17 protein-coding genes are annotated in these 19,507 nt (G+C 61.5%); 7 read left to right on the top strand and 10 right to left on the bottom strand.

Annotation, left to right across the window (positions count from 1 at the left end; all coding sequences use genetic code 11):
* The first annotated feature begins 59 nt into the window (after window positions 1-59).
* The 3 genes from DBR18_RS14265 (at window position 60) to mgrA (ending at window position 4,730) form a co-directional block, all read left to right on the top strand.
* Window positions 60-2,285, top strand: coding sequence for a TonB-dependent receptor (locus tag DBR18_RS14265; protein ID WP_108590795.1), 2,226 nt, complete (start codon window positions 60-62; stop codon window positions 2,283-2,285).
* Window position 2,286: 1 nt separating this feature from the next.
* A complete protein-coding gene (locus tag DBR18_RS14260) occupies window positions 2,287-3,606 on the top strand; it encodes an LLM class flavin-dependent oxidoreductase (protein WP_108590794.1) in 1,320 nt (439 codons plus the stop codon).
* 86 nt (window positions 3,607-3,692) lie between these two features.
* Entirely contained in the window at window positions 3,693-4,730 is a 1,038-nt protein-coding gene (mgrA, locus tag DBR18_RS14255; RefSeq protein WP_108590793.1) for an L-glyceraldehyde 3-phosphate reductase, read from the top strand.
* 160 nt (window positions 4,731-4,890) lie between these two features.
* On the opposite strand, the gene tauD is transcribed toward mgrA, so the two are convergent.
* The 7 genes from tauD to DBR18_RS14215 all read right to left on the bottom strand — a co-directional run bounded on the left by tauD (window position 4,891) and on the right by DBR18_RS14215 (window position 13,238).
* Window positions 4,891-5,733, bottom strand: a complete 843-nt coding sequence (tauD, locus tag DBR18_RS14250) for a taurine dioxygenase (RefSeq protein WP_108590792.1) — start codon at window positions 5,731-5,733, stop codon at window positions 4,891-4,893.
* A 140-nt stretch (window positions 5,734-5,873) separates the two neighbouring features.
* Window positions 5,874-6,707 carry a taurine ABC transporter permease TauC gene (tauC, locus tag DBR18_RS14245; protein ID WP_007964710.1) on the bottom strand — a complete coding sequence of 278 codons (834 nt, stop codon included), beginning with the start codon at window positions 6,705-6,707 and terminating at the stop codon, window positions 5,874-5,876.
* A complete protein-coding gene (gene tauB / locus DBR18_RS14240) occupies window positions 6,704-7,498 on the bottom strand; it encodes a taurine ABC transporter ATP-binding subunit (RefSeq protein WP_108590791.1) in 795 nt (264 codons plus the stop codon). The genes tauC and tauB overlap by 4 nt, the downstream gene beginning before the upstream one ends.
* Before the next feature lie 16 nt (window positions 7,499-7,514).
* The gene (gene tauA / locus DBR18_RS14235; protein WP_108590790.1) at window positions 7,515-8,492 is read right to left on the bottom strand and encodes a taurine ABC transporter substrate-binding protein; all 978 of its coding nucleotides are present in this window, start codon (window positions 8,490-8,492) and stop codon (window positions 7,515-7,517) included.
* A gap of 208 nt (window positions 8,493-8,700) precedes the next feature.
* Entirely contained in the window at window positions 8,701-10,284 is a 1,584-nt protein-coding gene (gene gshA, locus DBR18_RS14230; RefSeq protein ID WP_108590789.1) for a glutamate--cysteine ligase, read from the bottom strand.
* Between the two features lie 246 nt (window positions 10,285-10,530).
* Window positions 10,531-10,914, bottom strand: coding sequence for a PaaI family thioesterase (locus tag DBR18_RS14220; RefSeq protein WP_108590788.1), 384 nt, complete (start codon window positions 10,912-10,914; stop codon window positions 10,531-10,533).
* The gene (locus DBR18_RS14215) at window positions 10,914-13,238 is read right to left on the bottom strand and encodes a Tex family protein (RefSeq protein WP_108590787.1); all 2,325 of its coding nucleotides are present in this window, start codon (window positions 13,236-13,238) and stop codon (window positions 10,914-10,916) included. Before DBR18_RS14215 ends, DBR18_RS14220 begins: the two co-directional genes overlap by 1 nt.
* A 358-nt stretch (window positions 13,239-13,596) precedes the next feature.
* Here DBR18_RS14215 and ompR point away from each other — a divergent pair, with 358 nt between their 5' ends.
* Together ompR and DBR18_RS14205 are read left to right on the top strand one after the other, a co-directional pair.
* Window positions 13,597-14,337 (top strand): two-component system response regulator OmpR, encoded by a 741-nt coding sequence (ompR, locus tag DBR18_RS14210; protein ID WP_108590786.1) that lies wholly within the window; start codon window positions 13,597-13,599, stop codon window positions 14,335-14,337.
* 111 nt (window positions 14,338-14,448) lie between these two features.
* Complete coding sequence (locus tag DBR18_RS14205) at window positions 14,449-15,762, top strand: ATP-binding protein (protein ID WP_108590785.1); 1,314 nt, start codon at window positions 14,449-14,451, stop codon at window positions 15,760-15,762.
* Between the two features lie 88 nt (window positions 15,763-15,850).
* Here the strand turns inward: DBR18_RS14205 and rimK are convergent, their stop codons facing one another.
* Together rimK and DBR18_RS14195 are read right to left on the bottom strand one after the other, a co-directional pair.
* On the bottom strand, window positions 15,851-16,756 hold the full coding sequence (rimK, locus tag DBR18_RS14200; RefSeq protein WP_007949201.1) for a 30S ribosomal protein S6--L-glutamate ligase: 906 nt from the start codon (window positions 16,754-16,756) through the stop codon (window positions 15,851-15,853).
* Window positions 16,753-17,199, bottom strand: a complete 447-nt coding sequence (locus DBR18_RS14195; RefSeq protein ID WP_169432582.1) for an ATP-dependent zinc protease — start codon at window positions 17,197-17,199, stop codon at window positions 16,753-16,755. The genes rimK and DBR18_RS14195 overlap by 4 nt, the downstream gene beginning before the upstream one ends.
* A 250-nt stretch (window positions 17,200-17,449) precedes the next feature.
* On the opposite strand from DBR18_RS14195, the gene DBR18_RS14190 reads away from it, so the two are divergent.
* The gene (locus tag DBR18_RS14190; RefSeq protein ID WP_108590784.1) at window positions 17,450-17,854 is read left to right on the top strand and encodes an RNA-binding S4 domain-containing protein; all 405 of its coding nucleotides are present in this window, start codon (window positions 17,450-17,452) and stop codon (window positions 17,852-17,854) included.
* An 89-nt stretch (window positions 17,855-17,943) separates the two neighbouring features.
* On the opposite strand, the gene DBR18_RS14185 is transcribed toward DBR18_RS14190, so the two are convergent.
* Window positions 17,944-18,744: a phosphatase PAP2 family protein gene (locus tag DBR18_RS14185; RefSeq protein WP_108590783.1), complete on the bottom strand. Its 801-nt coding sequence runs from the start codon at window positions 18,742-18,744 to the stop codon at window positions 17,944-17,946.
* 104 nt (window positions 18,745-18,848) lie between these two features.
* Between DBR18_RS14185 and DBR18_RS14180 the strand changes: the two genes are divergently transcribed.
* Window positions 18,849-19,507, top strand: a 659-nt coding sequence (locus DBR18_RS14180; protein WP_108590782.1) for an Hsp33 family molecular chaperone HslO, incomplete at its 3' end; no start/stop codon positions are given.

Raw genomic sequence — 19,507 nt, 5'->3', positions numbered from 1 at the left:
ATTCAGGCGCTGTCGTCGCAGAACGGCAGCGGTTCAGGGCCAATTTCGAGCGGGCAACCATGCACAACATTCCTGGGGCGACACACAAACTGGCGCAATCGATTCGCGCCGCTGGCTGGATTTTTACCGGGCTGGCGGCGTTGCCCCTGGCCGATACTTTCGCCGCCGACAGCAGCGATCAGGAGCCAACCCTCAAGTCCGTCACGGTCACTGCCACCCGCCGTGAAGAGTCACTGCAAAAGGTGCCGGTGGCAGTCTCGGTGATCGATGGCGAACAACTGGAACGCGACAACCGTAACGGCGTGGCGAGCATCGTCCAGCAGGTGCCGTCACTGAATTTCCGTACCGGTGCGTCGAACAAGGACACCTCGTTGTTCGTGCGGGGCGTCGGTACGATTTCCACCTCCCCCGGCGTCGAGCCAACGGTGGCCACGGTGATCGATGGCGTGGTCTACGCGCGTCCCGGTCAATCGACTCTCGACCTGCTGGATCTGGAGCGCGTCGAAGTGCTGCGTGGCCCGCAGGGCACGCTGTTCGGCAAGAACGCCTCGGCCGGTGTGCTCAACATCACCAGCAAGGCGCCGACCAACGAGATCCACGGTTACATCGACCAGTCGTACTACAGCGGTAACGAAAGCCGCACCCGTTTCGGCATCGGTGGCAGCCTGATACCGGACACGCTCAAGGGTTCGATCAGCACCCTGTTCGGCACTTACGACGGCAACGTCGATAACCAGCACAACGGCCAGGAGGTCAACGGCTACAACCATCGCGGTGTGCGCGGCAAACTCGAATTCACCCCGAACGATGACGTGACCTTCACCCTGATCGCCGACTACATGCAGTCCCACGACGACGGCCCCAATGGCGTCGTCAGCAAATCGCTGACCCCGGCCTTCGCCAACGCGCTGAGCCCGGTGAACGCGACCAGCCACAACCGTGACATCAACACCGACACCCGCACTCACGTCGAGGACACCAACAAAGGCCTGTCCGGCCAGCTCGACTGGCAACTGGGCGATTACACCTTGACCTCGATCACCGCGTGGCGCGGCTGGGACAACACTCAGTATCAGGACGGCGATCGGCTGAGCACGATCACCCCGGCGTTCCCCGGCACCGCCGACAAGGGCGCCCTGGCCTTCGATCAGTACTCGCAGGAGCTGCGCCTGGCCTCGCCGAAAGGTGAATTCCTAGAGTACGTCGGTGGCCTGTTCTATATGCACGGCAAGGACGACGAGACCTATCAGCGCACCTTGACCACCACCACGCGCACCGACCGTGGCGTCGCCGATTACAGCACCACCAGCGACAGCTACGCCGCATTTGGCGAAGCCACGCTGAACTTCACTTCGGACCTGCGTGGCATCGCCGGCCTGCGCTACACCCACGATGATCTGGAATACGATCACCGCCGCGTCTCGACCTCGGCGACCACGGTCAGCGGCATTCAACCGGCCACCAGCAGTTCCGGCTCGGTGGACGAGGACGGCTGGTCCGGCCGGCTTGGCGTGCAGTACGACCTCAGTGATGCCGTCACCACGTACCTGACCTATTCGCGCGGCTACAAAGGCCCGGCGTACAACGTGTTCTTCAACATGCAGCCGCGTGACACCGAGGCGCTGAAGCCGGAAACCTCGAACACCTGGGAGGCAGGGATCAAGGCCACCAGCTGGAGCAACCGGCTGACCACCAATCTCGCGGTGTTCCACAGCGATTACGACAACTACCAGGCGAACTTTTTCGACACGGTCGCCGGGCAAGTGGTGACGCGTCTGATCAACGCCGGCAGCGTCAGCACCGAAGGCGTCGAACTCGATTACGCCTTGCAGGCGACCCAGCAACTGAAGTTCTCCGGGGCGCTGGCCTACACCCGCGCGCGCATCGACCAATTCAGCTGCCCGGCGGGGGCTGCGGCGTCGTGCAACGTCAATGGCAAGCCGTTGCCGTTCAGCCCCGACTGGAAAAGCTACGTGCGCGCCGATTACAGCATCCCGCTGGACAACGGCCTCGATATCGAACTCGGCACCGACTACAGCTGGCAGAGCGAGGTGCAGTACGACATCAGTCAGAACGCCGACACCAAACAAGGTGCCTACGGCATCTGGAACGCCAGCGTCGCTCTCGCCGATTACAGCAACGGCTGGCGCGTGGCGCTGCTGGGCAAGAACCTCGCCGACAAATCTTATTCACCCCTGCTCGCCAGCGGCGGCAACTACATCTACCGCGCCGTGCCACGGGATGACGAGCGCTACTTCGGCGTGCAATTGCGCAAGGATTTCTGAGATGAGCAGACAGCTGAAACTCGGCGCCTTTCTCATGGCCACCGGGCACCACGTCGCCGCGTGGCGTCACCCGCAGGTGCCGGCCAATGCCGGGCTGGATTTCGCCCACTACAAGCGTCTGGCGCAGATCGCCGAGGCGGCGAAGTTCGATGCGCTGTTCGTCGCCGACAGCGTTGCCGCGCCGACCCAGACCATCGCCAGCCGCATGGCGCGCTCCGATCACTTCGAGCCGCTGACTCTGCTCTCGGCCCTGAGCGCCGTCACCGAACACATCGGCCTGATCGCCACGGCGACCACCAGCTACAACGAGCCGTACCACGTGGCGCGCAAATTCGCCTCGCTTGATCATCTGTCGGGCGGGCGTGCGGGGTGGAATCTGGTGACTTCGGACAACGCTGCCGAAGCGCTGAATTTCGGGCGCGAAGAGCACATCGCCCACGCCGAACGCTACAGCCGCGCCCGGGAGTTTCATCAGGTGGTCACCGGGCTGTGGGACAGTTGGGAGGACGATGCCTTCGTGCGGGACAAGGCCAGCGGCGCGTATTACGACCCAGCGAAGCTGCATGTGCTGGATCATGTCGGTGAACACTTTCGGGTGAAAGGCCCGCTGAACGTGGCGCGCTCGCCGCAGGGACAACCGGTGATCGTGCAGGCCGGTTCATCCGAAACCGGGCGCGAACTGGCGGCTCAAACCGCTGAGGTGGTGTTCACCGCGCAGACGTCGTTGGCCGGCGCGCAGGCGTTCTACGCCGACCTCAAGGGACGCCTGACCAAATACGGGCGCAGTGCCGATTCACTGAAAATCATGCCCGGGGTGTTTGTCGTCGTCGGGCAGACAGAAGCCGAAGCGCAGGAAAAATGTGAAACGTTTCAGCAATTGGTCGAGCCGGAGGTTGGCGTGGCGTTGCTTGGGCGTATGCTGGGCAACTTCGACTTGTCGAAATACCCGCTGGACGGACCGTTGCCCGAGTTACCGCTGACCGACAGCGGCCAGCAGAGCCGGCAGAAATTGCTGACTGACCTGGCGGGCCGGGAGAACCTGACCCTCGCCGAATTGGGCCGCAGGATTGCCGGTGGGCGTGGGCATTACAGCCTGGTCGGCACCCCGGCGCAGATCGCCGATCGCTTGCAGGCGTGGTTCGAACAGGGCGCGGCGGACGGTTTCAATGTGCTGGTGCCGCACCTGCCGGGCGGGCTGGAAGATTTCACCCATGGCGTGGTGCCGGAACTGCAACGGCGTGGGTTGTTCAGAACCGAGTATGAGGGTCGGACCTTGCGCGAGAACCTGGGCCTTGCCCGACCGCAAAACAGATTTGTGTAAACACCCTGTGGTGAGGGGATTTATCCCCTCACCACAAAATTGGGATTCACCCTCAATTTGCTGTTAATCAAACAAGAGAGGATTCGATGACTTACACCGCTGCCGAAAACCGCTACGACTCCATCCCTTACCGCCGCGTCGGCCGCAGCGGTCTGGTGCTGCCGGCGTTGTCGTTGGGCCTGTGGCACAACTTCGGCGACAGCACGCCGATCGACACCCAGCGTGCCCTGCTGCGCACCGCGTTCGACCTGGGGATCAACCACTTCGACCTGGCCAACAACTACGGCCCGCCGTACGGCAGCGCCGAGATCAATTTCGGTCGTTTGTTGCGTGAAGATTTCAAGCAGTACCGCGATGAGCTGATCATCTCGAGCAAGGCCGGTTGGGACATGTGGCCTGGCCCGTACGGCCAGGGCGGCGGTTCGCGCAAATACGTGCTGGCCAGTCTCGACCAGAGCCTGCAGCGCCTGGGTCTGGACTACGTGGATATCTTCTATTCGCACCGCTTCGACCCGGACACCCCGCTGGAAGAAACTGCCAGCGCCCTCGCCACCGCCGTGCAGCAGGGCAAGGCGTTGTACATCGGCATCTCGTCGTATTCAGGGGTGAAAACCCGTGAAATGGCAGCGCTGCTCAAGGAGTGGAAAGTGCCGCTGCTGATTCATCAGCCAGCGTACAACCTGCTCAATCGCTGGGTGGAAAAAGACCTGCTCGACACCACCGAAGAGCTCGGCACTGGCGTCATTGCGTTCACGCCGCTGGCGCAAGGTCTGCTGACCGACAAGTACCTCAACGGCGTGCCGGCGGATGCGCGGGTCAATCGCCCGGGCGGCGGTTCGCTGCAGGCTTCGCACCTGTCCGAGGCCAACATTGCCCACGTGCGTGCGTTGAACGAGATCGCCAAGCGTCGCGGCCAGAGCCTGGCGCAACTGGCGCTGGCCTGGACCCTGCGTGATCCGCGAGTGACCTCGGCGCTGATCGGCGCGAGCCGGCCGGAGCAGATCATCGAGAACGTCGGGGCGTTGAAGAACCTGAGCTTCAGTGCCGAGGAACTGGCGGAGATCGACCGCTTTGCCCAGGAGGGCGGGATCAATCTGTGGGAGAAGCCTTCGACGGCGGAATAATTGTCAGGCGCCGGTTGATCTGGCGCCTGCATTGACGCTTTCGCGGGCAAGCCCGCTCCCACAGGATTCCAGTCGTACACAAAGTCTGTGAACGGTGCTGTACCTGTGGGAGCGGGCTTGCCCGCGAAGGGGTCAGTTCAGACAACGAGGAAATCGGGTCTTATCTGAAGAACGGCACATCCCCCAACACCGTCGCCCGCTGCATCACCCGTCGTGCCGGGCGGTAATCATCCACCGCGTAATGCTGGGTCACGCGGTTATCCCAAAACGCAATGTCGTCCTGCTGCCAGCGCCAGCGAATGGTGAATTCCGGGCGGGTTGCGTGGGCGAACAGAAATTTCAGAATCGCCTCGCTCTCGGTATCCGACAACTCGTTGATCTTCGAGGTGAAGCCTTCGTTGACGAACAACGAGCGGCGCCCGCTCACCGGGTGCGTGCGGATCACCGGGTGCGACAGCGGTGGATTCTTGCGCCGTGCCTCTTCCCACTGCGCCAGCGCTTCTGGCGTATTGCCGTAACGCTCCAGCGGAAACGAGCGAGTGAAGTCGTGGGTCGCGGTCAGCCCTTCGAGCAGGGTTTTCATCGGCGCCGACAGCGCTTCGTACGCGGCAATCCCGCTGGCCCACAAGGTGTCGCCACCAAACTCCGGCAGCAACTTGGCGCTGAGCACCGCGCCCATCGCCGGGGTCGGCAGGAAGGTCACGTCGGTGTGCCAGATCGCGTTGTCACGGACGTCGGTGACGGCGGTGTCGAGGATCAGCACTTCGGGCTGTTCCGGCACGTTCGGATAGATCGGGTGAATGTGCAGGTCGCCAAAATACGCGGCGAAACGCGCCTGTTGCGAAGGCTCGATCGGCTGGTTGCGGAAGAACAGCACTTGATGCTTGAGCAGCGCCTGCTCGATGGCGTCGCGCTGTTCCAGGTTCAACGGCTGGCTGACGTCGACGCCGCTGATCTGCGCGCCGAGGGCCGAGCTTAAGGGGGTGATGGTCAGGCTGCTCATGGTGGTTCTCTTCAATTCCGGATAACCGACCCTGTGTAGGAGCTGCCGCAGGCTGCGATCTTTTGATCTGGTTTTTAAAAGATCAGGATCAAAAGATCGCAGCCTGCGGCAGCTCCTACACAGGACGATTCATAAATTATTCAGTGCGCCTGGCCGTGCCACGGCACCAGTTTGCGCTGCAGCGCACGCAGGCCCATTTCCATGGCGAAGGCGATCAGGGCGATCACCAGAATCCCCAGCACCACCACATCGGTGACCAGAAATTGCGCGGCCGACTGCACCATGAAGCCCAAACCGCTGGTAGCGGCGATCAGTTCAGCGGCGACGAGGGTCGACCAGCCGACGCCCAAACCAATGCGCACACCGGTGAGAATGTCCGGCAGGGCGCTGGGCAAAATCACATGGCGAATCAGTTGTGCGCGAGTGGCACCGAGCGACTGCGCGGCGCGCAATTTCGCCGGGTCGACAGTGCGCACGCCGGTCGCGGTAGCGATGGCAATCGGCGCGAAAATCGCCAGGTAGATCAGCAGCACTTTCGACAACTCGCCAATGCCGCACCAGATCACGATCAGTGGCAGATAAGCCAGTGGAGGAATCGGCCGGTAGAACTCGATCAGCGGATCCAGCACGCCACGGGCAATGCGGTTGGCACCGATGGCAATGCCCACCGGCACTGCGGTCAGAATCGCAAAACCGAGGCCCAAACCGATGCGGCTAAGGCTCGCGCCCAGGTGCTGCCACAGGGTCGAATCCATGTAACCGGTGGTCGCGAGCAACCAGCCTTTTTGCAGCACGGCGGAGGGTGGTGGCAGGAACAGCGGTTCGATCAAACCAGTGGCGGTCACCGCCCACCAGATCACCAGCAAGGCGAACAGGGTCAGCAGGCTGATCCACCGCGTGCTGAGGCTGCGGCGCACGGGAATCGCCACCGATGGGCTTTTCACTGCGGGGGCGGAAACGTCGTAACTGCTCATGCGCGCTCCTGCCGTTGTACGGCGCTGCGTTGCGAGAACACTTTGCTCAGCACGTGCTCGCGGGTTTCGATAAAACGCGGATCGGATTTGATCGCTCGCGCCGACTCACCGGCGGCGTAGCGCTGACCGAAATCCAGATGCAGACGCTCGACGATCTGCCCCGGATTCGGCGCCAGCAGAATCAGGTCGGTGGCGAGGAACACCGCTTCTTCGATGTCGTGGGTAATCAGGAACACCGGTTTGGCCGTGCGCTGCCAGACTTGCAGCAACAGCTCCTGCATCTGCTCGCGGGTGAAGGCGTCGAGGGCGCCGAAGGGTTCGTCCATCAGCAGCACGCGCGGGTCGGCGGCGAGCGCGCGGGCCAGGCCGACGCGCTGCTTCTGGCCGCCGGAAAGTTGCCAGATTCGGCGGTGTTCAAAACCTGTGAGGTCGACCAGCGCGAGCATTTCACGAGCGCGCTGTTCGCGTTTGTCTTTGGCGACACCCGCCAGCTCCAGACCGAAAGCCACGTTGGCCAGCACATCCTGCCAGGGCAGCAATGCGTCGTCCTGGAACACCACGCCGCGCTCGGCGCTCGGGCCTTTGACTGGCACGCCGTCGAGAGTGATGCGCCCGGCGCTGGGTTCGACGAAACCGGCAATCAGGTTCAACAGCGAAGTCTTGCCACTGCCGGACGGGCCGAGGGCAACCAGCAACTGCTGAGGCCCGAGGGTCAGGGAAATGTCCGCCAGCACCGGTGCAGGGCTGCCGGGATACTGTGCGCTGATGCGCTCCAGCTGTAGCAAGGCCATCGCAGTCAACTCCCGATCAGTTGGTGATGTATTTGGCGCTGACGTACGGCGCGTAGTCCGGCAGGACAGCTTCGACCTTGCCTTGCTCCTTGAGGAACGCGGCGGTGTCGGTAATGGCTTTGGTGGTCGGCGCGCCGAGGGTGATCACCTGATCAGCCGCCAGCGGGTAGACGTTGCCTTGCAGCAGCAATGGAATGTCGCTGGCCTTGGCGCCGGAGAGCTTCACCAGTTTGTCGACGTGGGACTGGTCGGCGAGCCAGGCTTTGGGATCCTTGCGGTAGTCGGCGTAGGCGTCGAGGGTGACCTTGGCGAACGCGGTGACGATTTCCGGGTGCTTCTCGGCAAAATCCTTGCGCACGATCCAGGCATCGAAGGTCGGCGCGCCGAACTTGGCCAGTTCGCCGGAGGTGATCAGCACTTTGCCGTTTTCCTTGGCGACACCGAGTGCCGGATCCCACACGTAAGTCGCGTCGATGTCACCGCGTTTCCAAGCGGCAATGATCGCTGGCGGGGCGAGGTTGAGCACGGTGACTTTCGACGGATCGATATTCCAGTGCTTCAACGCAGCGAGCAGGCTGTAGTGACCGGTAGACACGAACGGCACGGCGATTTTCTTGCCGATCAGATCCTGCGGCGTTTTGATGCCGGAGCCGTCGCGAGCGACCAGCGCTTCGGCAGCACCGATCTGGGTGGCGATGAGGAAGGTTTCCACCGGCACCTTGCGAGTGATCGCCGCGGTCAACGGGCTGGAACCGAGGTAACCGATCTGCACGTCACCGGAGGCAATGGCGGCGATGATGTCGGCACCGTTGTCGAACTTGCGCCAGCTGATGTCGGCCTTGGTGGCTTTCTCGTAGGCGCCATCGGCCTGAGCGACTTTCGCCGGGTCAACGGTGGTCTGGTAGGCGACGGTGAGGTCGGCGGCCTGCGCCAGAAAGCTCGCAGCAGCCAACGAGGCCACGGCCAGCAGGCGAAGCGGGAAATTCAGTTTCATGGGGGAGTGCTCCAAGTCAGGCGACCGATGATCGGCGTGAAAGGAGACTAAATGATCTAAGAATCTAAAAATAAATAACTTTTTAGACTTAGCTTATGAGCGGAAAACTCTAAAGATCAAAAGATCGCAGCCTTCGGCAGCTCCTACAGGGCATGCCCATATCCCATGTAGGAGCTGCCAAAGGCTGCGATCTTTTCAAAGACAGCGCCTAGTTGCTGATCGCCAGAATGCTCGCCTGATACGACCCGACAAACACGTCGAAATCGCCGACTTCGTTCTGCTCAAGCTCCGCCTGTTGCGCCAGCGACGAACGCGCCAGTTCTTCAAACTTTGCTTGTTCCTCGGCCGCCAACGGCTCGCTGCGGAAGAATTCGGCATGTGCCTGGCTTTGACGCAGGGAGAACTGCGCGAAGCTTTCCTTGTGTTCGGCCATTGCCGCCAGTACCTGGGCCGAAGGTGTCAGGGATGGGTCCTTGACCTTGGCCAGTTGCGCGTCCAGCGCCTTGTTGTGCGCATCGCCGCCGTGGCTTTGATCAAGCAGGGCGGCCAGCGGAGCGATTTGCTCCAGCAGCTCGGCGGCCCACTCCTTCAGCTCGACTGCCTGACCGTCGCGCTGCAACTGCAGGCCCGGACGCCGGCCTTCCTTGACCACGCTGAGGAAGTTCGAGGTGGCGTTGCCGCACGAGGTGCTGGTCAGCAGCGGGCTGTCGTTGAGCGCGCAGTACAGCAGGAACGCGTCGAGGAAGCGCGACTCGGTGACGTCGATGCCCATCGGCAAAAACGGGTTGATGTCCAGGCAACGCACTTCGACGTACTGAATGCCACGGGCCATCAGCGCCTGGATCGGCCGCTCGCCGGTGTAGGTCACGCGCTTGGGGCGGATGTTGGAGTAGTACTCGTTTTCGATCTGCAAGATGTTGGTGTTCAACTGCACCCACTCGCCATCCTTGTGCGTGCCGACTTCGACATACGGCGGGTACGGCGTAGCAACGGCCTTGCGCAGGCTGTCGGTGTAGCTCGCGAGATCGTTGTAGCACGGCGTCAGGCCGGCCTGAGCGTTGCTCTGGTAACCGAGATCGCTCATGCGCAGGCTGGTGGCATACGGCAGGTACAGGGTGTCCGGGTCCAGTTGTTCCAGCTGATGCGAACGGCCACGCAGGAAGCCGGCGTCCAGCGCTGGCGAAGCGCCGAACAGGTACATCAGCAGCCAGCTGTAGCGGCGGAAGTTACGGATCAGCGCGATGTAGGACGACGACTGGAAATCGCGGTCGGTGCCGACGAACCCCTCGGCTTCGCGCAGCAACGGCCAGAGCTTTTCCGGCAGGGAAAAGTTGTAGTGGATCCCGGCGATGCACTGCATGGTCTTGCCGTAACGCAGGGCCAGGCCCTTGCGGTAGACATACTTGAGCTGACCGATGTTGGAGGTGCCGTAATAGGCAATCGGAATGTCTTCCTCGGCCGGCAACGGGCACGGCATCGATGGACTCCACAGGTACTCGCTGCCGAGCTTGCTGTAGGCAAAACGATGAATCCTGTCCAGGCTCGCCAGTGTGTCAGCGGGGTCAGGCAGAGCCGGTGTGATGAATTCCAGCAACGACTCGGAATAGTCGGTGGTGATCTGTTCGTTGGTCAGCGCGGAACCCAAGGCTTCCGGGTGCGGCGTTTGCGCCAGACGACCTTCACTGGTCACGCGCAGGCATTCACGTTCGATACCGTGGAGGCACTGTTCGAGCAGAGAGAGGTTGGCGCGCTCGCCGAGCAGAGCCAGGCGGCGGTTGAGAAGTTCGCTCAATTTGGATTCCTTCACGCGTCAGTCGCCCCAATATGGGGGTGGGCAGGACGGTCTACAAGGGTGAAGTTGAAACTGGCGTTTTCGCCTGGTTTTCTAGCCGGTCAGCCACACACATAAACTGTAGGAGCTGCCGCAGGCTGCGATCTTTTGATCTTGCTATTGAAAAACAAAATCAAAAGATCGCAGCCTGCGGCAGCTCCTACAGGATTCGTTGCGCCGAAATTAACTCAAAATGATGAACAACATCTACAGGACAGCGAACGTGCCTTGCGCTTTTGCGACCAGTTTGTCGCCCTGCATCACGTCGGCTTCGACCACCAGCGTGCGGCGGCCCGGGTGGATGACCCGGGCCGTGCACAGCACCTCGCCGTCAGCGACGGCGCGGATGTAGTTGATCTTGCACTCGATGGTCGCGCTCTGCTGGTCGAAGCCGTGGGTGCTGGAACAGGCCAGCCCCATGGCGATATCCACCAGACTGAACAGCGCGCCACCGTGCAACTTGCCGCCGCGATTACGCAGTGGCGGTTCCAGCACCAGGGCGACTTGCGCCACCCCGGTTTCCAGGCTGTGCAGGCGACAGCCCAACAGCTTGAAAAACGCGCTCTCGACGAGCCCGGCCGGAATCTCCATCAGCGTTTCTTCAGCTGCTTGGCGTTGGCGAACAGCGAAGCCATGGCGTTGTTCACCGGCGCGGCGGTGGCGGTTTCCTTGCGCGGCGCGTTGCCCGCAGACTGACGCGGTGCCGAGCCCGGACGCGAACCACGAGCGCCGTCGATTTTCTCGCCCGGGGTGTCGCTCATGCGCATCGACAGACCGACGCGTTTACGCGGAATGTCGACTTCCATGACCTTCACTTTCACCACGTCACCGGCCTTCACCGCTTCGCGTGGGTCCTTGATGAACTTCTCCGACAGCGCCGAGATGTGCACCAGACCGTCCTGATGCACGCCGATGTCGACGAACGCGCCGAACGCGGTCACGTTGGTCACGACGCCTTCGAGGATCATCCCCAACTGCAGGTCTTTGAGGTCTTCGACGCCTTCCTGGAACTCGGCAGTCTTGAACTCCGGACGCGGGTCGCGGCCCGGCTTTTCCAGTTCCTGCAGGATGTCGGTGACGGTGGGCAGACCGAAGGTTTCGTCGGTGAATTTCTTCGGATCCAGACGCTTGAGGAACGCGGCGTCACCAATCAGCGAGCGAATGTCGCGGTCGGTTTCAGCGGCAATGCGCTGCACCAGCGGATAGGCTTCCGGGTGAACCGCCGAGGAATCCAGCGGGTTGTCGCCATTCATCACGCGCAGGAAGCCTGCGGCCTGTTCGAAGGTTTTTTCGCCCAGACGCGCGACTTTCTTCAGCGCCGCACGGGTCTTGAACGCACCGTGTTCGTCACGGTGGGCGACGATGTTCTGCGCCAGGGTCGCGTTGAGGCCGGAGATCCGCGCCAGCAGCGCCACCGAGGCGGTGTTCACATCGACGCCGACGGCGTTCACGCAATCCTCGACCACCGCGTCCAGGCCGCGTGCCAGTTTCAGCTGCGACACGTCGTGCTGGTACTGGCCGACACCGATGGATTTCGGGTCGATCTTCACCAGCTCGGCCAGTGGATCCTGCAGACGACGGGCGATGGAAACAGCGCCACGGATCGACACGTCCAGATCCGGGAATTCCTTGGCGGCCAGTTCCGATGCCGAGTACACCGATGCGCCGGCCTCGGACACCATGACCTTGGTCATCTTCATGGCCGGGTATTTTTTGATCAGCTCGATCGCCAGTTTGTCGGTTTCGCGGCTGGCGGTGCCGTTGCCGATGGCGATCAGGTCAACCGAGTGCTTGGCGCACAGGGCGGCCAGAATCGCGATGGTCTGATCCCACTTGTTGTGCGGCACATGAGGATAAACCGTGGCGTGATCGAGCAGCTTGCCGGTGGAATCCACCACCGCGACCTTGCAACCGGTACGCAGGCCCGGATCGAGGCCCAGAGTTGCACGCGGGCCGGCCGGCGCGGCCAGCAGCAGGTCGTGCAGGTTGTGGGCAAAAACGTTGATCGCCTCGGTTTCGGCGCCGTCGCGCAGCTCGCCGAGCAGGTCGGTTTCCAGGTGGGTGTAGAGCTTGACCTTCCAGGTCCAGCGCACCACTTCGCCGAGCCATTTGTCGGCCGGGCGGTTCTGGTTCTGGATGCCGAATTGCTGGCCGATCATGCCTTCGCACGGGTGCATGGTGCCCGGCAGTTCGTCGCCGACTTTCAGCGCGGAACTGAGAATGCCTTCGTTGCGGCCACGGAAAATCGCGAGTGCGCGGTGCGACGGCATGCTTTTCAGCGGTTCGTCATGTTCGAAGTAGTCGCGGAACTTGGCGCCCTCTTCTTCCTTGCCGGCGATGACGCGGGCGCTGATCGTTGCTTCCTGCTTGAGGAAATTACGCAGCTTCTCCAGCAGGCTGGCGTCTTCGGCGAAGCGCTCCATCAGGATGTACTTGGCGCCTTCGAGCGCAGCTTTCACATCGGCCACGCCTTTTTCGGCGTCGACGAAACGTGCGGCTTCGGTTTCCGGCGTCAGATTCGGATCGTTGAACAGGCCGTCGGCGAGATCGCCAAGGCCGGCTTCCAGGGCGATCTGACCCTTGGTGCGGCGCTTTTGCTTGTACGGCAGGTACAAGTCTTCGAGGCGGGTCTTGGTGTCGGCGAGTTTGATGTCGCGCTCAAGGGCGGGCGTGAGTTTGCCCTGCTCCTGGATGCTGGCGAGGATGCTGATGCGCCGTTCGTCGAGTTCTCGCAGGTAGCGCAGACGCTCCTCCAGATGACGCAACTGGGTGTCATCGAGGCTGCCGGTGACTTCTTTCCGGTAACGGGCGATGAAGGGAACGGTAGAGCCTTCATCGAGTAGCGCGACGGCCGCTTCGACCTGTTGCGGGCGTACGCCGAGTTCCTCGGCGATGCGGCTGTTGATGCTGTCCATAAAACCACCTGACATATTGTGAAAGCAGGCTCGCAGGCACGAAAACAAAGGCCCGGAGTCTGGTTGAGCGGCTAGAAAATTGCCGCTGCCTGGGTCAAAAGGCACCCCATTGACCCGTGAAATCGAACAATTACTGCGGCCACCGGTAAAAAAGCCCGGCCACCTGCGGTAACGATTCAGACGTTGCCTGGCACAAAACGCCGCGCATTATAACCAGCGTTCTGTCATTCGGGGGTGCAGCAGTCTGTAGGCTTAAACCCCGGTTTTCTGGCAGTGAAGGAAAAATCTGCTAACAATGCACACGGTGCGTATAACGGCAGCTACGCCATAATGCGCGCCGAGCTAAAAGGAGCATCCAATGAGCAGCACTGTAAATAATGCTGAAGGCGAAAAAATTCTTATTGTTGACGACGATCCGGGGCTGAGCAGCCTGCTGGAACGTTTTTTCGTCAGCAAGGGCTACCGCGCCCGCACCGTACCGAATACCGAGCAGATGGATCGTCTGCTGTCGCGTGAAGTGTTCAATCTGGTCGTCCTCGACCTGATGCTGCCGGGCGAAGACGGCCTGACCGCATGCCGTCGTCTGCGGGGAGTGAACAATCAGATTCCGATCATCATGCTCACCGCCAAAGGCGATGAGATGAGCCGCATCAAGGGCCTGGAACTGGGCGCCGATGACTACCTGGCCAAGCCGTTCAACCCGGATGAGCTGATGGCTCGCGTCAAAGCGGTTCTGCGTCGTCAGGCCGCACCAGTGCCGGGCGCGCCGGGCAGCGAAGACGAAAACGTCACGTTCGGTGATTACGTGTTGTCGCTGGCGACCCGTGAACTGAAGCGCGGCGACGAAGTGCACATGCTCACCACCGGTGAGTTTGCGGTACTCAAGGCGCTGGTGATGAACGCACGTCAACCGCTGACCCGCGACAAGCTGATGAACCTGGCCCGTGGCCGCGAGTGGGATGCCTTGGAGCGTTCCATCGATGTGCAGATTTCCCGCCTGCGCCGGATGATCGAGCCCGATCCGTCGAAACCGCGCTACATCCAGACGGTCTGGGGCGTGGGCTACGTGTTCGTGCCGGATGGCGCCGCCACCAAGTGATCGGCGATTTGTAGGAGCGGGTCTGCGCAGACCAGGTTGAAGACCCTGCGCAGACTCGCAATCCGCAATATGCGAGCATTGCTCGCTCCTGCAAGTGTGTAACGGTTATCGATGAAAACCCCCGTCTGGTTCCCCCAAAGTTTTTTCTCCCGCACCCTTTGGCTGGTGCTCATCGTCGTGCTGTTTTCCAAAGCGCTGACCCTGGTTTATCTGTTGATGAACGAGGACGTGCTGGTGGATCGTCAGTACAGCCACGGCGTCGCCCTGACGCTGCGTGCCTATTGGGCCGCCGATGAAGAAAACCGCGCGAAGATCGCCGATGCCGCGACCCTGATCCGGGTAGTCGGCGCCGGAGTACCGGAAGGCGAACAGCACTGGCCCTACAGCGAAATCTACCAGCGGCAGATGCAGGCAGAGCTTGGCGGCGACACTGAAGTGCGTTTGCGCATGCACTCGCCGCCGGCGCTGTGGGTACGTGCGCCGAGCCTCGGTGATGGCTGGTTGAAGGTGCCGCTGTACCCGCATCCGTTGCGTGGCCAGAAAATCTGGAACGTACTCGGCTGGTTCCTCGCCATTGGTCTGCTATCCACCGCCTCGGCGTGGATTTTCGTCAGTCAGCTCAACCAGCCGCTGAAACGTCTGGTGTATGCCGCGCGCCAGCTGGGTCAGGGCCGCAGCGTACGTCTGCCGATCAGCGACACACCGAGCGAGATGACCGAGGTTTATCGCGCCTTCAACCAGATGGCCGAAGACGTCGAACAGGCCGGCCGCGAGCGCGAACTGATGCTGGCGGGGGTGTCCCATGATTTGCGCACGCCGCTGACCCGCTTGCGCCTGTCACTGGAGTTGATGGGGGATCGCAATGATCTGACCGAGGACATGGTGCGCGACATCGAGGATATGGACGCGATTCTCGACCAGTTCCTCGCGTTCATTCGCGACGGTCGCGACGAGTCGGTGGAAGAAGTGGATCTCAGCGATCTGGTGCGTGAGGTGGCCGCACCGTACAACCAGAACGAAGAAACAGTGCGCCTGCGCCTGGAGCCGATCCAGCCGTTCCCGTTGCGTCGGGTATCGATGAAGCGCCTGCTGAACAACCTGATCGGCAACGCCCTGAACCATGCCGGCAGCGGCGTCGAGGTTGCAGCCTATGTGTCCGGCGATACCAGCGCGCCGTATGTGGTGCTGAGCGTGATGGACCGTGGCGCGGGGATCGACCCGTCGGAGCTTGAGGCGATCTTCAACCCGTTCACCCGTGGCGACCGTGCCCGGGGCGGCAAAGGGACGGGGTTGGGACTGGCTATCGTGAAGCGGATTGCTTCGATGCATGGCGGCAACGTCGAATTGCGCAATCGGTCCGGAGGCGGATTGGAAGCGCGGGTGCGGTTGCCGTTGGGGTTGATGTTGCCGCGCGATGCGGTTTAACAGTTGAAAAAAAGATCGCAGCCTTCGGCAGCTCCTACAGGGTACGGACTCCCATGTAGGAGCTGCCGAAGGCTGCGATCTTTTGCTTTTAACCTTTGCCTTTGGTCCGGGTCATGTTCGGCCCGCCATTCTTTTCAAGATGCTCGATGATGATCCCCGCCACGTTCTTGCCGGTGGTGGTCTCGATCCCTTCCAGGCCCGGCGAGGAGTTCACTTCCATCACCAGCGGCCCGTGATTGGAGCGCAGGATATCCACACCCGCCACCGCCAGGCCCATGACCTTGGCCGCACGCAACGCTGTCATGCGCTCTTCCGGGGTGATCTTGATCAGGCTGGCGCTGCCGCCGCGATGCAGGTTGGAGCGGAACTCGCCCGGCTTGGCCTGACGCTTCATCGCCGCGATCACCTTGTCGCCAACCACGAAGCAGCGGATGTCCGCACCGCCGGCTTCCTTGATGTATTCCTGAACCATGATGTTCTGCTTCAGGCCCATGAACGCCTCGATCACCGACTCGGCCGCCGTCGCGGTTTCGCACAGCACTACGCCGATGCCCTGAGTACCTTCCAGCACCTTGATCACCAGCGGTGCGCCGTTGACCATGTCGATCAGGTCGGGAATATCGTCCGGCGAGTGGGCGAACCCGGTCACCGGCAGGCCGATGCCGCGGCGCGACAGCAGTTGCAGCGAACGCAGTTTGTCCCGCGAGCGGGCGATGGCCACCGACTCGTTGAGCGGGAATACCCCCATCATTTCGAACTGGCGCAACACCGCGCAGCCGTAGAACGTCACCGACGCACCGATCCGCGGGATCACCGCGTCGAAGCCTTCCAGCGGCTTGCCGCGATAGTGGATCTGCGGCTTGTGGCTGGCGATGTTCATGTAGGCGCGCAAGGTATCGATCACGACCATTTCATGCCCGCGTTCGGTGCCGGCTTCGACCAGGCGACGGGTGGAATACAGACGCGGATTGCGCGACAGCACAGCGATCTTCATGCAACACCTGTGGAGGAGGTAGATACCGGGAACACCGGCTTGTCTTGTACATATTTGATGCCCGGATTGACCACCAGCTGGCCATCGATCAGGGCTTTGGAACCGAGCAACAGGCGATAGCGCATGGACTTGCGGCAGGCGAGCGTGAACTCGACCGGCCAGACCCGATCACCGAGGGCCAGGGTGGTGCTGATCACATAGCGCACCTGGGCCTGGCCGTTGGAGCTTTTAATGGTCTTGCGCGTGACCAGCGGTGCTTCGCAGCGCCGGTGACGCAACTGCACCACCGTGCCCAGGTGCGCGGTGAAACGCACCCACTTCTCGCCATCGCGTTCGAACGGCTCGATGTCGGTGGCGTGCAGGCTGGAGGTGCTGGCGCCGGTGTCGATTTTCGCCCGCAGGCCCGCGACTCCCAGATCCGGGAGCGCCACCCACTCGCGCAGACCGACAACGGTCAAATGGTCAAATGTCTTCAAAAAAGTGCTCAACCGTGGCAACCGCTCAGCCCGCAAGGGGCCGGATTCGCGGTATTCACGCAGAATAAGGGTTAAAAGGCGACAGATTTCTACGGCCCGGATCGCCGACGCCTCAAGCAGGTGTCGGGTGGTGCGCATTGTAATCCGGGATGCTGCAATTCATGGCACGAGAGAAACGGTAGTACAGTTCATCAATATTTCAGAATGAGGAAATTCCATGGCACAAAAAAGCGAAGAGGACGAAAAGGTCCGTCTCGACAAGTGGTTGTGGGCTGCACGTTTTTATAAGACCCGGGCTCTGGCCAAAGCGGCCATCGAGAGTGGCAAGGTGCATTGCCGGGGAGAGCGCTGCAAGCCTGGCAAAGAGCCACGCATTGGTGATGAGTTCGAAATCCGGACCGGTTTTGAAGAACGCACGGTGAGGGTTGAAGCCTTGTCGATCGTGCGTCGCGGCGCACCCGAAGCGCAGACGCTGTATTCCGAGACCGAGGCGAGTATTGCCAAACGTGAAGCGGCAGCGGCGATGCGCAAGGCCGGGGCGTTGGGCGTGAGCACCGACGGCAAGCCGAGCAAGAAGCAGCGGCGGGATCTGTTCAAGTTTCGTGGCAGCAGCCACGAATAAAAAGATCGCAGCCTGCGCCAGCTCCTACAGGAAAATGTATTCCCATGTAGGAGCTGCCGCAGGCTGCGATCTTTTCAGCATTCACCCCATTAACGGGCAGACACCACACTCATCCGCGAAACCACCGGCAGCTTGCTCAGCAGATTGAAAACCGGCGCAGTGACCTTCAGCCAGAAGTTGGCGGCGTGATAAGCGAACGGTGTGTAGTAACCCCAACCCAACGCCCACACCGCCAGCAGCATGCCGCCAATGTAATCGTCCTGACCCCAGTGCGCGCCGGCCACCAGACGTGGCAGCATGAACAGCAACGCCAGGCCCCAGATCGTCAGGAACTGGCCGACCGAGCGACTGAACACCCCCATGAACAGCGCCCAGATCAACAACACCGAAGCATGGTCGCCGGGGAAGCTCTGGCTCGAGCGGTCCTTCAGCTCCCAGGCCTTTTCCAGATGCGGAAAATAGTCACTCAGGTGCACCGCGCCTTCCAGCACCATCGACGGGCTGCTGTGCTGCCAGTCCATGTAGTCGGCGAATTTGGAAAACAGCGCGCGAATCACCACCATCAGCAGCAGAATCGAGAGAAAACCGAAGAACGCGCGACGCACGTCAATCGCCTTGAACACCCAGTCACCCTTGATCAGCAGTGTCAGCAGGATCAATCCAACCACGATGTCGAACGGGCGCAGACTTGCAATTGCCCAGATGTGGAGCCATATGGGGTTGCTGGCCAGTGGTGCATTGAGTGAGCGGAACAGCCACTCGTCGAAAATCACACACAGCATCTGGCCCGTAGGCCATAACCAGAAAGCCAGTAGCGCCAATGGCACTACGTTACACAGAACCAGCCGGCCGAGGTTCCACCTTGATTGGAACAAACCCGGATTGTTCATAAAATGCCTCCCGTGGCTGAACATTTCGCACCAAATGGGTGCGGATAAGCGCGGGATTTTCAACTTTTGTAACCATTTTGTCATCAATTCAGATACCCAGACCTATGACCGACCTACCGGATACCGACTACACCCAACGCTTCATCTTCGATGACAGCGACACTCGCGGCGAACTGGTGGCGCTGGAACGCAGCTATGCCGAAGTCCTCGCCAAGCACCCGTACCCGGAGCCGGTTGCGCAACTGCTGGGCGAACTGATGGCGGCCGCTTCGTTGCTGGTGGGCACCCTGAAATTCGACGGTTTGCTGATTCTGCAGGCGCGCTCCGAAGGCCCGATTCCGCTACTGATGATCGAGTGCTCCAGCGAGCGCGAGATCCGGGGTCTGGCGCGCTACAACGCCGACCAGATCGCTGCGGACGCCACCCTTGCCGACCTGATGCCGGGCGGTGATCTGACCCTGACCGTCGACCCGACGATCGGCCAGCGTTACCAGGGCATTGTCGACCTCGATGGTGAAACCCTGTCGGAATGCTTCACCAATTATTTCGTCATGTCGCAACAGGTCGGCACGCGCTTCAAGCTGTTCGCCGACGGCCGTCGTGCCCGCGGCATGCTGCTGCAACAACTGCCGGCCGACCGTCTGAAAGACGAAGAAGAGCGCGCCGCCAGCTGGCAGCACGTCACCGCACTGGCCAGCACCCTGACTGCCGACGAATTGCTTAGCCTGGACAACGAAACCGTCCTGCACCGCCTCTACCACGA

The organism is Pseudomonas sp. HMWF021 (assembly GCF_003061005.1).
Taxonomy (GTDB): Bacteria; Pseudomonadota; Gammaproteobacteria; order Pseudomonadales; family Pseudomonadaceae; genus Aquipseudomonas.
Note: the sequence above shows the minus strand (reverse complement) of the source record. Positions and strands in the feature narration are given on the sequence as shown.